General features: G+C 59.3%; 13 protein-coding genes and 1 pseudogene. 10 read left to right on the forward strand and 4 right to left on the reverse strand.

Annotated features, from left to right (window positions below; translation table 11 throughout):
• The first annotated feature begins 311 nt into the window (after positions 1-311).
• From AC3WMV_RS07670 to cmoB, 9 genes and pseudogenes are all read left to right on the forward strand, one after another.
• Positions 312-677, forward strand: coding sequence for a DUF6124 family protein (locus AC3WMV_RS07670; RefSeq protein WP_097086110.1), 366 nt, complete (start codon positions 312-314; stop codon positions 675-677).
• 755 nt (positions 678-1,432) lie between these two features.
• A complete protein-coding gene (lon, locus tag AC3WMV_RS07675; RefSeq protein WP_103367352.1) occupies positions 1,433-3,850 on the forward strand; it encodes an endopeptidase La in 2,418 nt (805 codons plus the stop codon).
• Positions 3,851-4,029: 179 nt separating this feature from the next.
• Positions 4,030-4,458, forward strand: coding sequence for a hypothetical protein (locus AC3WMV_RS07680; RefSeq protein ID WP_097086113.1), 429 nt, complete (start codon positions 4,030-4,032; stop codon positions 4,456-4,458).
• A 46-nt stretch (positions 4,459-4,504) separates the two neighbouring features.
• Positions 4,505-4,582: pseudogene (locus tag AC3WMV_RS07685) on the forward strand (hypothetical protein); the annotation flags it as partial.
• Between the two features lie 180 nt (positions 4,583-4,762).
• A complete protein-coding gene (locus tag AC3WMV_RS07690) occupies positions 4,763-5,782 on the forward strand; it encodes a hypothetical protein (RefSeq protein ID WP_097086115.1) in 1,020 nt (339 codons plus the stop codon).
• 141 nt (positions 5,783-5,923) lie between these two features.
• Positions 5,924-6,316, forward strand: coding sequence for a protease inhibitor I42 family protein (locus AC3WMV_RS07695; RefSeq protein ID WP_096795534.1), 393 nt, complete (start codon positions 5,924-5,926; stop codon positions 6,314-6,316).
• Positions 6,317-6,318: 2 nt separating this feature from the next.
• Positions 6,319-6,954 (forward strand): lysoplasmalogenase, encoded by a 636-nt coding sequence (locus tag AC3WMV_RS07700; RefSeq protein ID WP_177408920.1) that lies wholly within the window; start codon positions 6,319-6,321, stop codon positions 6,952-6,954.
• A gap of 245 nt (positions 6,955-7,199) precedes the next feature.
• A complete protein-coding gene (gene cmoA, locus AC3WMV_RS07705) occupies positions 7,200-7,907 on the forward strand; it encodes a carboxy-S-adenosyl-L-methionine synthase CmoA (RefSeq protein WP_219737930.1) in 708 nt (235 codons plus the stop codon).
• Positions 7,904-8,860 carry a tRNA 5-methoxyuridine(34)/uridine 5-oxyacetic acid(34) synthase CmoB gene (cmoB, locus tag AC3WMV_RS07710; RefSeq protein ID WP_103367351.1) on the forward strand — a complete coding sequence of 319 codons (957 nt, stop codon included), beginning with the start codon at positions 7,904-7,906 and terminating at the stop codon, positions 8,858-8,860. The genes cmoA and cmoB overlap by 4 nt, the downstream gene beginning before the upstream one ends.
• A 68-nt stretch (positions 8,861-8,928) precedes the next feature.
• On the opposite strand, the gene tadA is transcribed toward cmoB, so the two are convergent.
• Positions 8,929-9,426, reverse strand: coding sequence for a tRNA adenosine(34) deaminase TadA (gene tadA, locus AC3WMV_RS07715; RefSeq protein ID WP_103367350.1), 498 nt, complete (start codon positions 9,424-9,426; stop codon positions 8,929-8,931).
• Complete coding sequence (locus AC3WMV_RS07720) at positions 9,426-10,802, reverse strand: multicopper oxidase family protein (protein ID WP_103367349.1); 1,377 nt, start codon at positions 10,800-10,802, stop codon at positions 9,426-9,428. Before AC3WMV_RS07720 ends, tadA begins: the two co-directional genes overlap by 1 nt.
• Positions 10,803-11,028: 226 nt before the next feature.
• Here AC3WMV_RS07720 and AC3WMV_RS07725 point away from each other — a divergent pair, with 226 nt between their 5' ends.
• Positions 11,029-13,968: a membrane-targeted effector domain-containing toxin gene (locus tag AC3WMV_RS07725; RefSeq protein WP_103367348.1), complete on the forward strand. Its 2,940-nt coding sequence runs from the start codon at positions 11,029-11,031 to the stop codon at positions 13,966-13,968.
• 82 nt (positions 13,969-14,050) lie between these two features.
• Here AC3WMV_RS07725 and guaA read toward each other — a convergent pair whose 3' ends face one another.
• The gene (gene guaA / locus AC3WMV_RS07730; protein WP_027612122.1) at positions 14,051-15,628 is read right to left on the reverse strand and encodes a glutamine-hydrolyzing GMP synthase; all 1,578 of its coding nucleotides are present in this window, start codon (positions 15,626-15,628) and stop codon (positions 14,051-14,053) included.
• Between the two features lie 99 nt (positions 15,629-15,727).
• Entirely contained in the window at positions 15,728-17,197 is a 1,470-nt protein-coding gene (guaB, locus tag AC3WMV_RS07735) for an IMP dehydrogenase (protein ID WP_027612123.1), read from the reverse strand.
• Positions 17,198-17,212 lie beyond the last annotated feature (15 nt).

The following is a 17,212-nucleotide window of genomic DNA, read 5'->3' on the forward strand; positions in this document are numbered from 1 at the left end:
CAGAAGCGCGTTATACGCGGGAGTTTTCCGACAAGTCGCGTCGGTTGTGCCTCGGAAGTCGGGTGGATAGGCTCTGGTGGTCGCTGGAAATTCAGCGGCCGGGCGTCGCGGCCTGATAACTGATGCATAATCGCCAACCTGACAGCACCTCGGATGCCTGTTGGTTGTGTCATGGCGGCTGTGCGCGGGATACCTTCTTTGGGGGTATGCCGATTCCTCAGTTATCGGTCCGCGAACCCGCGTACAGCTGCCACCTCAGATTGCGTCGCGGCAATTGAAGGTAGCTCCACTTCACCAACTGAGAATTCACCATGATCAAACCCACACCCAATCCCCCAGAAACCTCGCCCTACGAATCCCTCGATTCCAGAAAACTCCACGACGCCGCCGAACGCGCCCTCGACCACTACCTGAAACCCTCCGCCGCCGCGGTGAGATTCCACAAACCCAGCAACATGTTCCAGGTCGCCCCGGACATGGACAACGAAAGCCTGCTGGTCCACGCCTGCGAATCGCTGGCCCAAGCCAGCCTCATGACCAGCGACATCGCCGCGTACATCGACATCCCGCAGCGCCGGACGATACTGGCCATTCAGCAAATCATCATGCTCGCCGAACTGGCGGTGAATCGGGTGCTGGATAATGTGGAAATCACCCAATCTGCGGCACACAGCTGAGCCATAGTGGGAGCGGGCTTGCTCGCGAAAGCGTCAGCACATCCAACACTTGCGGTGACTGACACACCGCTTTCGCGAGCAAGCCCGCTCCCACAGTGGAATTGGTTGAGTCAGGTGGAGATTGGTCGGCTCGTAGGCCGCCATCGCGAGCAGGCTCACTCCTACAGTTTGAACCCGGTGCATTCAGGTAGAGATTGGTCGGCTGTCAGGCCGCCATCGCTGGCAAGCCAGCTCCCACAGCTTTGATTTGTGCATGCCCCATGCGGCGCAGCCGCCCCACTCAAAACAATGAGCGCAAGCTCGAGTACCGCTCTTGATCTTGATCCTCGGGCGACGTCGGAAGGCTGAGTGGAGGGATTGATCCGGGGGTGGGAGCGCAGCGACCGTTTGGCGCAGCCAAACACAGCGAGAGGAGGTGCAGCGAAGCAAACCGGAGGCGCTGCCCCACGGATCAGTCCCGCAGCGAAGGAACCCCGAGCCCCAGCGAGCGGGCCGAACGCAGGAGCAAGCCTTTTCGGTTACCTTTTCGGCGTCTGGAAAAGGTGACTCGCCGTAAGGGCGAAACCGCCAGCCGCCACACCCAAAAAAACGGATAAACACCCAAAACCCCATGAACATGGTCGGCCCAAAGGCCGCCAAGTCCAAAGCGTGACGCCTGTCAAAACCCTGAACGCACAAGCAGAAACACCGCCCCCCATTGAAACCACCCAAAGCCTGCCCCATCTAAGACCCATACCCCATTGCGCAGGTGCCCCATGAGCGACCAGCAAGAATTCCCGGACAACCCAGACGACTACACCGAAGCAGAACACATCGAACACACCTCATCCGGCAAAGGCCTGGCCCTGCCCGGCCAGAACCTGCCGGACAAGGTCTACGTCATCCCGATCCACAACCGCCCGTTCTTCCCGGCCCAAGTGCTGCCGGTCATCGTCAACGAAGAACCCTGGGCCGAAACCCTCGATCTGGTGAGCAAATCCGACCACCACTCCCTGGCCCTGTTCTTCATGGACACGCCCCAGGAAGACCCGCGCCACTTCAACACCGGCGCCCTCCCCGAATACGGCACCCTGGTCAAAGTCCACCACGCCAGCCGCGAAAACGGCAAACTGCAGTTCGTCGCCCAGGGCCTGAGCCGCGTGCGCATCAAGACCTGGCTCAAACACCACCGCCCGCCGTACCTGGTGGAAGTCGAATACCCGCACCAGCCGACCGAGCCGACCGACGAGGTCAAGGCCTACGGCATGGCGCTGATCAACGCGATCAAGGAACTGCTGCCGCTCAATCCGCTGTACAGCGAAGAGCTGAAGAACTACCTAAACCGCTTCAGCCCCAACGATCCGTCGCCGCTGACCGACTTCGCCGCCGCCCTCACTTCGGCGACAGGTAATGAACTGCAAGAAGTGCTCGACTGCGTACCGATGCTCAAGCGCATGGAAAAAGTCCTGCCGATGCTGCGCAAGGAAGTCGAAGTTGCGCGCCTGCAGAAAGAGATCTCCGCCGAAGTGAACCGCAAGATCGGCGAGCACCAACGCGAGTTCTTCCTCAAAGAACAGCTCAAGGTGATCCAGCAGGAACTCGGCCTGACCAAGGACGACCGCAGCGCCGACCTTGAACAGTTCGAACAACGCCTGGAAGGCAAAGTCCTCTCGCCACAGGCGCAGAAACGCATCGAAGAGGAAATGAACAAACTGTCGATCCTCGAGACCGGCTCGCCAGAGTACGCGGTCACCCGCAACTACCTCGACTGGGCGACCTCGGTGCCGTGGGGCGTGTACGGCGAGGACAAACTCGACCTCAAACACGCGCGCAAGGTGCTCGACAAACACCACGCCGGCCTCGACGACATCAAGGACCGCATCCTCGAATTCCTCGCGGTCGGTGCCTACAAAGGCGAGATCAGCGGCTCAATCGTGCTGCTGGTCGGCCCGCCGGGCGTGGGTAAAACCAGCGTCGGCAAATCCATCGCCGAATCCCTCGGCCGACCGTTCTACCGCTTCAGCCTCGGCGGCATGCGTGACGAAGCCGAGATCAAGGGCCACCGCCGCACCTACATCGGCGCGCAGCCGGGCAAACTGGTGCAGGCGCTGAAAGACGTCGAAGTGATGAACCCGGTGATCATGCTCGACGAGATCGACAAGATGGGCCAGAGCTACCAGGGCGACCCGGCCTCGGCGCTGTTGGAAACCCTCGATCCGGAACAGAACGTCGAATTCCTCGACCACTACCTCGACCTGCGCATGGACCTGTCGAAAGTCCTGTTCGTGTGCACCGCCAACACCCTGGATTCGATTCCCGGGCCGTTGCTGGACCGGATGGAAGTGATTCGCCTGTCGGGCTACATCACCGAAGAAAAAGTCGCCATCGCCAAGCGCCACCTGTGGCCGAAACTGCTGGAAAAGGCTGGCGTGTCCAAGGGCAGCCTGAGCATCAGCGACAGCGCGCTCAAAGCCTTGATCGACGGTTACGCCCGTGAGGCCGGGGTGCGCCAGCTGGAAAAACAGATGGGCAAACTGGTGCGCAAGGCGGTGATGAAGCTGATCGACGACCCGAAAGCGGTGATCAAGCTTGGCCCGAAAGACCTCGAAGCCTCGCTGGGCCATCCGGTGTTCCGCAATGAACAAGTGCTGTCGGGCACCGGTGTGATCACCGGTCTGGCCTGGACCAGCATGGGCGGCGCAACCCTGCCGATCGAAGCCACGCGGATCCACACGCTTAACCGGGGGTTCAAACTCACCGGACAACTGGGCGATGTAATGAAAGAGTCGGCGGAGATCGCCTACAGCTACGTCAGCTCGCACCTGAAACAGTTTGGCGGCGATGCGAAATTCTTCGATGAAGCCTTCGTCCACCTGCACGTACCCGAAGGTGCCACACCGAAAGACGGCCCGAGCGCCGGCGTGACCATGGCCAGCGCCCTGCTCTCGCTCGCCCGCAATCAGCCGCCGAAAAAAGGCGTGGCGATGACCGGCGAACTGACGCTGACCGGGCATGTGCTGCCGATTGGCGGAGTGCGTGAGAAGGTGATCGCGGCGCGGCGGCAGAAGATCTTCGAACTGATCCTGCCGGAGCCGAACCGGGGCAACTTCGAGGAGTTGCCGGATTATCTGAAGGAAGGCATTACCGTGCACTTTGCCAAGCGCTTTGCGGATGTAGCGAAAGTTTTGTTCTGATTCAGACATTGGTCGTTATCAATCAAACAACGATAACGACCAATACTTCTTCGCATAGCCGTGCACTTCTTAATTGCCAAGCGATATAAAAAACTGACATTTCTGACAGTTCCGAAGTTTTCTATCTTGAATAAGCTCTACCTTGTTTCTCCCCCCAAGTTAGACACAGGAGCTTCAAGATGAATAACTCAAAAGATGCAAGGACATTTGCTCGCGGTATTTTGACAGCCTACATTCCAGAGGACGTCAACTTCTCGACCGATAAACTAATCATAAGTACTCATAAAGAAACCCTAGCCCTGGAAGGAATATACCACCGTCCTGACCAACCGAATTTTTCAAGAAACGTCAGGGTTTTCCTGACAAAAAAAGACCAGAAGTATCCGGACAATGGCTGGCATAACTTTCCTGCAGAAAATATCAGAGTCGGATATGACGGAAATTTTAACGCCGATTTTTTTAGGACCATTCCGGGAGAAGGCGTTATTTTTCTCAACCTTGACCCTGCCACCCATCGCTACTCCTGTGCGATGGATATAAGTTTCACAAAAGAGGGCAGTGACGAAAGTTTTCCTGTTATTTGCTCATTTACCATGATCCATCAATAGTCTGCTGCTGATCAAAGTCAGCATTTTTGCATCGGCCGACGCTACGTTGCCGGATTATCTGAAGGAAGGGATTACGGTGCACTTTGCCAAGCGCTTTGCGGATGTGGCGAAGGTGTTGTTCTAACCCTGAGGCAATAAAAGCGCTGCAGGCTCGCGCCTGCAACGCTTTTTTATTTCGGTTAGTTTGTTAAAAACATAAAAGACAGCACAAAACAGCCTAAACAACTGTCAAGTCTGACAGTACCTTTTCTCAACTGCGCTATTGATACTGCGTGCTCAATTGGCTTCCAAAAGCGAGCACACAATGGAAAATCTGAACGCTACCCCTGCAGGTACTCTGCAAAATCTCTCCGGAGAATTCAAGGCGACATTTACCAGCGACACTGTTTCGGGCGCAGCACGGTATCAATACCAATCTCAACAACTCCAAAACAATCTGGCTGCCGCACCTGAGTATCTGGATTTTTACAGCACCTCAAGTTCAAGTCCTGACAGCCAATCCATCACCAATGATCGTCGAAGTATCAGGATTATATTCAGATCCGATCTTGCGCCTGGCACCTATGAGTTTCCTCCGGAAGGCGCTATAAGAAACGTGATTTACAGTGAAGTGCAAAAAGTCGGCATCGGTTTCTACGATACGAGCCACATAGCAACAAACGCCAGACTTGAGCTAAAGATCACCGAAGATGGCCGTCGTTACTCGGGCAAACTCGACTTCGACGTACTGATCAATGGAGAAACCCTTACAGTAAACTCCCACTTCGATGTTGTATTGCACTTCACCGCCCTCCCCTCAGGACAAGTCAACGTATCCAACTCCTCTTCTACTGAGGCACGCACTTCGGATGCTGTCCCGCAGAATATAACGGGCAAATTCAATGCGACATTCCCAACCTCACTCAATCCCGGTGAAACCTCTTTCGCAAGAGCCCCCTACCAATCCTCAAGCCTGAGCTACGACACGCTATTTCTGATTCCTGACATTAATTTTCTTAGCCGTAGCGGAATTCAACCCTTGGACAGTGACAGGACAAGCGACGCACGCGGATTTGAAATTTATTTGAAAAAAGGAATCACCTCTGGAACGTACCGCTACCCGGATCCGCTCAGCCCAATTACAAAATTGCTATACAGCGAAGTACGCCGAATAGGCGAAAAATATATAAATTTAAACTTTGAAACCTTAGAAGCGACTATTGAACTTGAAGTTTTCGATGAGCGTCGTTATGTCGCAAAAAGTTTAACCATGAAGGCCCGCCCACCCGCAGGGGCGATCTTGAATATCAACGCCGACTTTGACATTTATCTGTCCACTGATTAAACCCGACACGGGTTCTGAACGGCTTGACCGCCGCGCTCGGTTAAGCCGTTATCCGTGACCAATCCACACGCTCCGCGACACACTTTGTCTCATTCTCAGTTATGCTCGCCGTTCGTCGTCAACGCCGGAGCCACTGAGCCTATGTCCGCCACTCGCCTGTTTGTCCCTCTCGCCCTCTCTTTGCTGGCCGCCTGCGCCACGCAGCCAAAACAGAACGTGACCGTGGAAAACCAGAGCGAATGCCCCGTGCGTCTCACCAACGGTCAAAATCTGATCGTGATGCTGCCGAGCAACCCGACCACGGGCTATCGCTGGGCAATTCAGGATTCCGCCGGCGGCGTGCTACATGCACTCAGCCCTGAGGTTTACAGCAGTCCGAAAGATTCCGGCATGGTCGGCGCGGGCGGTTTTTCCACCTGGCGCTTCCAGGCCTTTGCCACCGGCAACGGCCGCCTGCGCCTGACCTCGCAGCAGCCGTGGGAACCGGAAGTTGAACCGGCAGAAACCTTCGACTGCGCCATTTCGGTGAACTGATCGTGGGCTGGCTGATTCTGGCGCTGATGGGCGCGGTGACGTTTCTCTACGGTGTGAGCACGCATGCGGCATTGCTCTGCCTGCTGGTCAAACCGTTACCGGTGCTGGCGCTGCTCGGCTGGCTGCACGATGCGCCACCCAGCGACTATCGACGCTGGATCAGTCTGGGGCTGATTTTCTCTGTGCTCGGTGACGTGTTGCTGGCGTGGCCGGGGGATTTGTTTGTGTTTGGCCTGGGGGCGTTTCTGGTGGCGCATCTGGCGTATCTCAAGGCTTACCTCAGCGATTGCAAGCGTTTGGCGCTCTTGCCGCTGGTGCTCGCGCTCGGCGTCGGCGCGGTGCTGCTGGGGATTTTGATTTCCAGTGGCCTCGGGCCGTTGCTAGTGCCAGTGGTCGTCTATGGCACCGCGATCAGCGCCATGCTCTGGCGCGCCCTCGCCCGCCTCGGCACCGATGTGCCCAAGCGATCGGCGCTGCTGGCGGCGGCGGGTGCGCTGGCGTTCGTGTTCTCCGACAGTGTGATCGGCATTGATCGCTTCGTATCGCCATTCCACGCCGCGCCGTACGTGATCATCCTCAGTTACTGGCTGGGGCAGTGGGGGATTGCCGCTTCGGCGTTTTCCGTGAAACACCGCTAACTTTGTAGTGAGGGGATTTATCCCCGATGGGCTGCGCAGCGGCCCTGAAACCGGTCAATCAGGTATGTCAGACAGACCGCAGGCACAGATCTTGGGGCTGCTTCGCAGCCCATCGGGGATAAATCCCCTCGCCACGTCGGACAACCCAAGCATCCCGACGCCACTTTGGCTAAAATGCCGGCCTTTTCATCAACACCGCCGGAACCGCCGTGAGCAAAGAACCCGATCGCATTTTCGCCCAGCCGATGGCCCAGGTGCCTGACTTCGCCTTCAACGAGGACGTGGTGCGGGTGTTCCCGGACATGATCAAGCGCTCGGTGCCGGGTTACCCGACCATCGTCGAAAACCTCGGCGTACTCGCGGCGCAATTCGCTCAACCGAACAGCGTTCTGTACGACCTCGGTGCTTCGCTCGGCGCCGTGACTCAAGCCTTGCGCCGTCACGTGCGCACCGACGGTTGCCGGGTGATCGCGGTGGATAACTCGGCGGCGATGGTCGAACGCTGCCGTGAATACCTCAACGGTCAGGATTCGATGTTCCAGGAGTTGTTACCGGTCGAAGTGATCGAAGGCGACATTCTCGCGCTCGAATTCAAACCGGCCTCGGTGGTGGCGCTGAACTTCACCCTGCAATTCATCGCCCCGGAGCAGCGCACCGCGTTGCTTTCGCGTATCCGCCAGTCGCTGCTGCCCGGCGGCGCGCTGATTCTGTCGGAGAAGCTGCGCTTCAACGATGCCGAAGAACACGCGCTGCTCACCGATCTGCATGTCGCGTTCAAACGCGCCAACGGCTACAGCGAACTGGAAATTGCCCAGAAGCGCAGCGCCATCGAAAACGTCATGAAGCCCGACAGCCTCGAAGAACACCGCGAACGCCTGTTGGCCGCCGGGTTCTCGAAAGTCGTGCCGTGGTTCCAGTGTCTTAACTTTGCCTCGTTGATTGCCTTGCCATGATTGATCTGTCCCCCCTCGCCCGCCGTCTGGCCGGCACCCCGCTGGCCGACTGGGCCAACACCTTGCAAGTGCAACTCGACAAGAAAATGCAGAAAGGTCACGGCGATCTGGAGCGCTGGCAGAGCGCGCTGGACGCGTTGCCGAAACTCCAGCCGACTGAAGTCGATCTGCTCAACGGCCTGAAACTCGACACCGACTGCGACGACGAAACCCGCGCGCAGATGCGCACCGCGCTGATGGGCCTGTCGCCGTGGCGCAAGGGGCCGTTCGACCTGTTCGGCGTACACGTCGACACCGAATGGCGCTCGGACTGGAAGTGGTCGCGGGTCGCCCCGCATCTGGACCTGAAGGGCAAACGCATCCTCGACGTCGGTTGCGGCAACGGCTATTACATGTGGCGCATGCTCGGCGCCGGTGCCGACAGCGTGATCGGCGTCGATCCGAACTGGCTGTTCTTCTGCCAGTTCCAGGCCGTGCAGCGTTATCTGTCCGAGCCGAATGCCTGGCACCTGCCGTTCCCGTTCGAAGACCTGCCGCCGAACCTCGAAGGCTTCGACACAGTGTTCTCGATGGGCGTGTTCTACCACCGTCGTTCGCCGATCGAGCATTTGCTGGCGCTGAAGGATTGCCTGGTCAAGGGTGGCGAGCTGGTGCTGGAAACGCTAGTGGTTGAAGGCGACAAGCATCAAGTGCTGGTGCCGGAAGATCGCTACGCGCAGATGCGCAACGTGTGGTTCCTACCATCGGTACCGGCGCTGGAGTTGTGGCTGCGGCGGGCAGGTTTCACCGATGTGAAATGCGTGGACGTCAGCACCACCACCGTTGAAGAACAACGCGGTACCGAGTGGATGAAGTATCAATCGTTGAGCGACTTCCTTGATCCCGAGGATCACAGCAAGACCATCGAAGGGCTGCCGGCGCCGATGCGCGCGGTGATTGTCGCGAAGAAATAACCCGATCTCCCCTACACGGGAGATCCCCCCTGTGCGAGCAAGCCCGCTCCCACATTGGGGGGTTGTGTTTATTCAGATGGTTTTGCGCGACGGGCTCTGAAGAATTCGGTCAGCACTGCTCCACATTCTTCGGCCAGCACCCCACCTTCATACAACACCCGGTGATTCAAAAAGCCCTGGGTAAAGAACTGGCCCTGACTCTGCACAATCCCGGCCTTCGGCTCCAGCGCGCCATACACCACCCGCGCAATGCGTGAATGCACGATCAGCCCGGCGCACATGCTGCACGGTTCCAGCGTCACGTACAGCGTGCTGCCGGGCAGGCGATAGTTGTTGATGGCCTGGGCAGCAGCGCGGATCGCGACCATTTCCGCGTGGGCACTCGGGTCGCTGGTGGTGATCGGGCAGTTGTAGCCACGCCCGATGATCTCGCCGCTCTGCACCAGCACCGCGCCCACCGGCACTTCGCCGAGGGCTGCGCCTTGGGCAGCAAGCTCCAGCGCTTCGCGCATGAAATCGCGGTCACGGCTGCGGTCGATGATCGCGGCGGGGCGAATCTGGCGCATCACTTCACCTCGATGGCGGCCATCAGGCCGGTTTCCATGTGGTCGATCACGTGGCAATGGAACATCCATACCCCCGGGTTATCCGCCACCAGCGCCACTTGCGCACGCTCGTTCTTGCCCAGCAGATAGGTGTCGGTGAAGTACGGAGTGATCTTGTGCCGGTTCGACGCAATCACCTTGAAGCTCATGCCGTGCAGGTGAATCGGGTGCTGGTACTGGGTCATGTTCTTCAGTTCGAAGATGTAGCTATGGCCCAGCTTCAGGCTGGCAATCGGCCGATCGGCGCAGGTCTTGTCGGTGATGTCCCAGGCCTTGCCGTTGATCTGCCACAGGCTCGGTGGCTTTCCGTTGTCGACATTCACCGACACCGAACCGACCCATTCGAAATTGAAGTTGAGTTTCTCGGCATTCGCCAGATCCGGTTCGGCCACCGGGTTGGCGGGCAAGGCTTTCGGCCACTCGGTCGGCGCATCGTTATTGGCCACCGAGCGCAGAGTCCCCAGACGCACCGGGCCGTTGCGCAGCGACAACTCTTCACCCGCCGCCGGCGCCTTGATCGCCAGGCAAATGCGCATGCCGGGGCCGAGCCAGTATTCCTTGCCCAGCGGCCGCGGCTCGATCGGGTTGCCGTCCAGCGCATAGATCTGCGCTTCAACGCCGGGAATGTTGATGCGATACGTCAGGGTGTTGTCGAGATTGAGCAAACGCACCCGGGTGATCTGCCCGGCCGGCAACTCGATCACCGGCGTTGGCACGCCGTTGATGGTCGACAAGCGCCCCGCCGTACCGCCACGCGCCGCTTCACGGGGAATGCTGAACTCGACGAAATTGCCTTGCTCGTCGATGTGCCAGTTCTTCAGGCTCAGGGTCTTTTCGTACTTGAAACCGGTGGGCTCGCGCTCTTCGACAATCAACGGCCCGACCAGCCCGCGCCCCAGCTCCTCGCTGCTGCTGACGTGCGGGTGATACCAGTAGCTGCCGGCGTCCGGCACGCGGAATTTGTAATCGAAATATTCACCGGGCAGCACCGGCAATTGCGAGACGTACGGCACGCCGTCCATCTCCAGCGGCAGACGGATGCCGTGCCAGTGAATGGTGGTCGCCACCGGCAGGTGGTTGATGAAACGCACCCGCAGCCACTCGCCCTGACGCACACGCAGTTCGGTGCCCGGCGCCGATGGGCCGAAAGCCCAGGCCTCGGTCTTGTGCCCTGGCACCAATTCAACGTCCAGTGGCGCCGCGATCAGCTCGTAGTCGTGGCCCGCGTCAGCATCGGCCATCTTGCCCAGCCAGTAGCGCGACGCGCCTCCCGCCCCGACACCAACGACAACAAGACCGGCCAGGCCACCGAGGATTTGGCGACGGGTAAAGGACATGAACTCAACTACCTCACGTATCTGCGTCGGGCACCGGGCCCGCAAAAGGCAAATACGATACACCTGCAATTGCGAAACAGTAAGGGCAGCGCGGCGGATGGACGCAGTTGCGCCTCGCGCGTACACGATTTCGATCGATCAAGTGACATAACTATGTAGTGCACATGCATCGAACAGCCGGGCCATCCTGTGCCACCCGTTTCTCAAGGACAGAGAGCCCAAACACATGCCCAACCCGATGCCCAACGCCGCCGACAAGGCCGCGCTCAAGGCGATTGCCGCCACCGTCATCCAGACCTGCCCGAGCCTGCAGGACGCTGCTCGACAGGTCGCCAGCGACTTGTTGATCAAATACCAGATCCACGGTCTGGATCCGGATCAAGTGTATTTCCACCGCTTCGACGCCTCGCAAAGCAGTTCGAAAGCCTTCACCGGCTGGGAGCATGTGCACGCCACGCCCACGTCAAGCATGACCCTGACCCAGTTGGTGATTCACCGCTTCCGCGTCACCGATCAGGACAACGCCGACCTGCTCGACGTCTATGGCGGTTTCTATACTGCCGGTCCCGATGCCCGCACCTTCGATGAACGCAATGAAGTGCGCCTGCACGGCAACGATGTGCTCAAGGACTTCTGGAGCATCGACTTCAGCGCACTGTACGACGCTCAACTGAACGCTTTCTGGAATACCAGCGGCAGCGACTTTCGTACCCTGGCCAAGTGCAACTTCCTGATCAAAGCGCTGCAGGCGCGGGACAAACGTCAGCTGAGTGGCGAGGATTTCCAGTTCGTCACGCAAGCGGCGATCGGCCCGCTGACGTGGCCAGTCAGCCTGCCAATGCTGCAGACCAGCCACCCTTGCCCGGACAGTGTGCGCACGCTGGACATTGCCGGTTACGCCGCTACCAACGTCCTGCGTTTCGTCATGCCCCAGGGTCGGCAGATCCTCTACCTGCCCGGCGACAGCGATGCATTCCATGTACTGGAAAGCGCCACCGACCTGCACTTCTGGATCCTGCAGCGGATGAACACACCTGCGGCGCGCGAGACATTCCTTGCGCATTTCTCGCTGGCCGACCGGCAGCAGATCAACGCCAACCTCGGTGACCTGATGAATCGCCTGGTGGCCACGTGGGGCCGCTACGATCATTCGCTGATCAATCAGAACAACCGCGCGGTCAGTGGCGACGCCTTCACCTGGCTGAGTGACTCGACCCGCACGGCGATGTTTGCCGAAGCCAGCCTGTCCCTGACCTCCAACGGTGACCTGCGCAAGAAGCTGTGGATCGGCTACCTCAGCGCCGGGGTCAAAGTGTTCGGGCCAATGGCGGTGGTCGGCTGGCCAGTCGCATTGCCGGTGATCGGCGCCAGCATTGCCAACATGGGGCTGAACATCGATCAGGCGGTCAATGGCAAAACCGCGGCCGAGCGCAAGGCCGGGATTGTCGGGGCGGTGCTCAACGGCATCGACATGCTGTTCAATCTGCTGGCACTCAAGGGTCCGGGATCGCTGGCCGAGGTCGGCCCCGAGGTGGATGCCGCCGAAGCGGCGGAAATGAGCGACCTGACCGATAAAGTCGGGACGCCGATGGGTGGGCCTCAGCCGCCGATTGCCACCCCCCTGATTGAAGACACCCCGCGACCGGTCATTCCGCCGAGCTGGCAAGCCAATGAGTTGCTCGACGGCATTACGCCGGTGAGCGAGCCCGGAAAATTCCAGGGCATTTATCTGCTCGATTCGAACCCCTCAACCGCCATCCTGATGGACGACACCGCCTATTACGTCCGCTACGAAGCCGACATCAACGGCAGCGGACACTGGGCGGTCATCGATCCTGAGCACCCCCACGGCTTTACTCGCTCGATCCCGGTACGCCTGAACCCTGAGGGTGAATGGGAAACCATGCCTCGCGCAGGACTCGCCGGCGGTGGCAAACCGGCACTGGCCGGATCAAGCAGCCGCAGCCCGCTGACCGCCCTGCCCGCCTCGCAGTACGACGTACCCGCACCGCTCAAGGCGCATCTGGAGGAAGGCGCGGCCGGGCTGAATGACGAGGCCTTGCGTGACTTCTACGACAGCCTGAACGAGTTCGATGCATTCAGGGATTTCAAGGTCATCCGCAAACGCCTGTATCACGATGCACTGGATTTTTTCAGCACGCTGCGCCTGCCCGTTCGTCCTCCGGTGCCCGCCCTGGCGGCAGACGCGACCGCTGAAGAGATCATCGAAAAAATCCTCGAACATGCCCGGGGCCTGGTCATCGGCGAGAGCCACACGGCCATCGGCAGCAAGCAATGGCTGATCGAAAACATGCCATTGCTCGCCAGCAAACAGGTGAAGAGCCTGTACATGGAGCACCTGCTGACCGACTTCCATCAAGCCGCGCTGGATGAATTCTTCCGCACCGGCAACATGCCGCAAAAACTCGAGGCCTATCTCAAGGCACTCGACGTCGGCAACATGACCGATCCGCTGGAGCGCTACACGTTCCTGGAACTGGTCAAGGAAGCCAGAAAGCAGGGGATCCATGTACAAGCCATCGATTGCATGGCGAGTTACCGACTCAACGGCATGGACTTGCCATTGGGCAACAACACCGCGCGGCAGAAAATGATGAATTACTTCGCGCGTCTGATGATCCGTGCCGATCAGTCCGCACGCGGCGCGCACAAATGGGTGGCGCTGATGGGCAACTCTCACTCCAACACTTTTGATGGGGTTGCCGGCGTCAGCGAACTGGAAGAGGCGATCGGCATTCGCGTCGAGGATGTCGCCGAAGGGACTTCACGGGGCATTGAAGTCGATCCCGGAAGAATCCTGCCCTTGGGCGGTACGGCGCACGATCGTTCCGCGCTGGTCAGAGGCGACTTGCGCCTGCAAATCGAAACTCCCTGGATCGCGCACACCATGACCGAATTTGAAACCCTGCTGCCTCGCTACGGCATGTATTCCCTGAAGCAGCAACCTAACATGACGTTCATTGTGCATCGCAGCCGCACGAGAGAGCTGGTGCGAACCGTCATCGACACCGACGGCAAACATTTCTACATCGAACGCCCCGGCTGGCCTTCGGTGAGCGGTAAACGCTACCCGAGCATGAAAGCGCTGCTGCAAGCTCTGGATGACATGGGCATGCAACTGGGTGGCTGGTCAAAACCGCTGTAACGCAAAAACAGAAAAGCCGTGTGAAACGGATTTCACACGGCTTTTCGGTTACAGCGATCAAGCCTTTACGGCTTGCTCGGCATTATTCCCACTCAATGGTCGCCGGCGGCTTGCTCGACACGTCGTAAGTGACGCGCGAAATACCTTCGATTTCATTGATGATACGGCCGGAGACGGTTTCCAGCAGTTCGTAAGGCAGGTGTGCCCAACGTGCGGTCATGAAGTCGATGGTTTCCACGGCACGCAGGGCCACGACCCAGGCGTAACGACGGCCATCGCCGACCACGCCAACCGATTTCACTGGCTGGAACACCACGAAGGCCTGGCTGACTTTGTGATACCAGTCGGCTTTGCGCAGTTCTTCGATGAAGATATGGTCGGCGCGACGCAGCAGGTCGGCGTATTCCTTCTTCACTTCACCGAGGATGCGCACGCCCAGACCCGGGCCCGGGAACGGGTGACGGTAGACCATGTCGTACGGCAGGCCCAGTTCCAGACCCAGACGACGGACTTCGTCCTTGAACAGTTCGCGCAGTGGCTCGACCAGTTTCAGGTTCATTTCTTCCGGCAGGCCGCCCACGTTGTGGTGCGACTTGATCACGTGCGCCTTGCCGCTTTTCGCGCCAGCCGACTCGATCACGTCCGGGTAGATGGTGCCTTGCGCCAGGTACTTGATGTTGTCCAGCTTGCAGGATTCGGCATCGAACACGTCGATGAAGGTACGGCCGATGATCTTGCGCTTCTTCTCTGGATCAGCTTCGCCGGCCAGGTTGTTCAGGAACTGGTCTTCCGCGTTGGCGCGGATCACCTTGACGCCCATGTTCTCGGCGAACATGGCCATCACTTGCTCGCCTTCGTGCAGACGCAGAAGGCCGTTGTCGACGAAGACGCAGGTCAGCTGGTCGCCGATGGCCTTGTGCAGCAGCGCCGCAACCACCGAGGAGTCAACGCCGCCGGACAGACCCAGCAGCACGTTGTCGGTGCCGACTTGTGCGCGGATGTTGGCGATGGCGTCTTCAGCGATCTTCGACGGGGTCCACAGGGCTTCACAGCCGCAGATGTCGAGCACGAAGCGCGAGAGGATGCGACCGCCCTGCTTGGTGTGGGTCACTTCCGGGTGGAACTGCACGCCGTAGTAAGCGCGCTCGTCGTTGAACATGCCGGCGATCGGGCAGCTTGGGGTGCTGGCCAGGATGTGGAAGTCTTCCGGCATCTTGGTGACCTTGTCACCGTGGCTCATCCACACGTCGAGACCGAACAGGCCATCGGCGTCGATGTGGTCTTCGATGCCGTCGAGCAGGCGGCTCTTGCCGACTACGTCAACGCGGGCGTAACCGAACTCACGCAGCTCGGAACCTTCAACCTTGCCGCCCAGTTGCTCGGCCATGGTCTGCATGCCGTAGCAGATACCGAAGACCGGCACGCCCAGATCGAAGACTGCCTGTGGGCAGCGCGGGCTGTTGGCTTCGTGCACGGACTCGGGGCCGCCGGCGAGGATGACGCCTTTAGGTGCGAATTCGCGGATCGCCTCTTCGTCCATGTCGAACGGGTGCAGCTCGCAATACACACCGATCTCGCGCACGCGGCGGGCAATCAGTTGGGTGTATTGCGAACCGAAGTCGAGGATCAGGATGCGGTGAGCGTGAATGTCGAGGGCCATGATTCAGTCTCGTCTAAGTAATTCAGAAACAGTCGTGATTCAGAAACAACTCGGGGCTGAATAAAACAGCCCCGGTTGCTTAACGATTTGCTTGAAGCATCAACCTACGCGGTAGTTTGGCGCTTCTTTGGTGATCTGCACGTCGTGAACGTGGGATTCGGCCATACCGGCACCGGTGATCCGCACGAACTCAGGCTTGGTGCGCATTTCTTCGATGTTGGCGCTGCCGGTGTAACCCATCGAGGAACGCAGACCGCCCATCAACTGGTGGATGATCGCCGTCAGGGTGCCTTTGTACGGCACACGGCCTTCGATCCCTTCCGGAACGAGCTTCTCGGCGCCTGCCGAGGAGTCCTGGAAGTAACGGTCGGAAGAACCTTGCGCCTGGGACATGGCGCCCAGCGAACCCATGCCGCGATAAGCCTTGTACGAACGGCCCTGGAACAGTTCGATCTCGCCCGGGGCTTCTTCAGTACCGGCGAACATCGAACCCATCATCACGCAGGACGCACCGGCCACGATGGCCTTGGACAGGTCACCGGAGAAACGGATGCCGCCGTCGGCGATCAACGGCACGCCAGTGCCTTCAAGGGCAGCGGCGACGTTGGCGATGGCACTGATTTGCGGCACGCCGACACCGGCGACGATACGGGTGGTGCAGATCGAGCCAGGGCCGATACCGACCTTGACCGCATCGGCACCCGCTTCGGCCAGGGCCTTGGCGGCTGCGCCGGTGGCGATGTTGCCGCCGATCACCTGCACTTCAGGGAAATTCTCTTTGACCCAGCGAACGCGGTCGATCACGCCCTTGGAGTGACCGTGTGCGGTGTCGACCACCACCACGTCCACACCGGCGTTGACCAGCGCGGCAACGCGGTCACCGGTGTCTTTACCGGTACCGACGGCAGCGCCAACGCGCAGACGACCTTGATCATCCTTGCTGGCCAGCGGGTAGGCTTTGGCTTTTTCGATGTCTTTGACGGTCATCATGCCTTTGAGGGCAAACTTGTCGTCGACGATCAGGACTTTTTCCAGGCGGTGCTTGTGCAGCAACTCGCGGACTTCGTTCTTGTCGGCGCCTTCACGCACGGTGACCAGACGCTCTTTAGGCGTCATCACTTCACGTACGGTGGCTTCCAGACGGGTTTCGAAGCGGACGTCACGGGAGGTGACGATGCCGACCAGGTCGCCATCGTGCAGCACCGGAACGCCGGAAATGTTGTGCATGCGGGTCAGTTCGAACAGGTCACGCACCGTGGCATCAGCCTCGATGGTGATCGGATCTTTCACGACGCCGGCTTCGAACTTCTTGACCTTACGCACTTCGGCAGCTTGCTGCTCGATGGTCATGTTCTTGTGGATGATACCGATACCACCTTCCTGAGCCATGGCGATTGCCAGACGGGCTTCAGTAACGGTGTCCATGGCGGCAGAAACCAGAGGAATATTCAGCTCGATGCCACGGGTAAGGCGGGTCTTGAGACTGACTTCGTTAGGAAGCACCTCGGAATAACCAGGCACTAGGAGAATGTCGTCGAATGTCAGAGCTTCTTGGCTGATACGCAGCATCGCGGGGGCTCCCGA

Source organism: Pseudomonas sp. FW305-3-2-15-E-TSA4 (assembly GCF_058787295.1).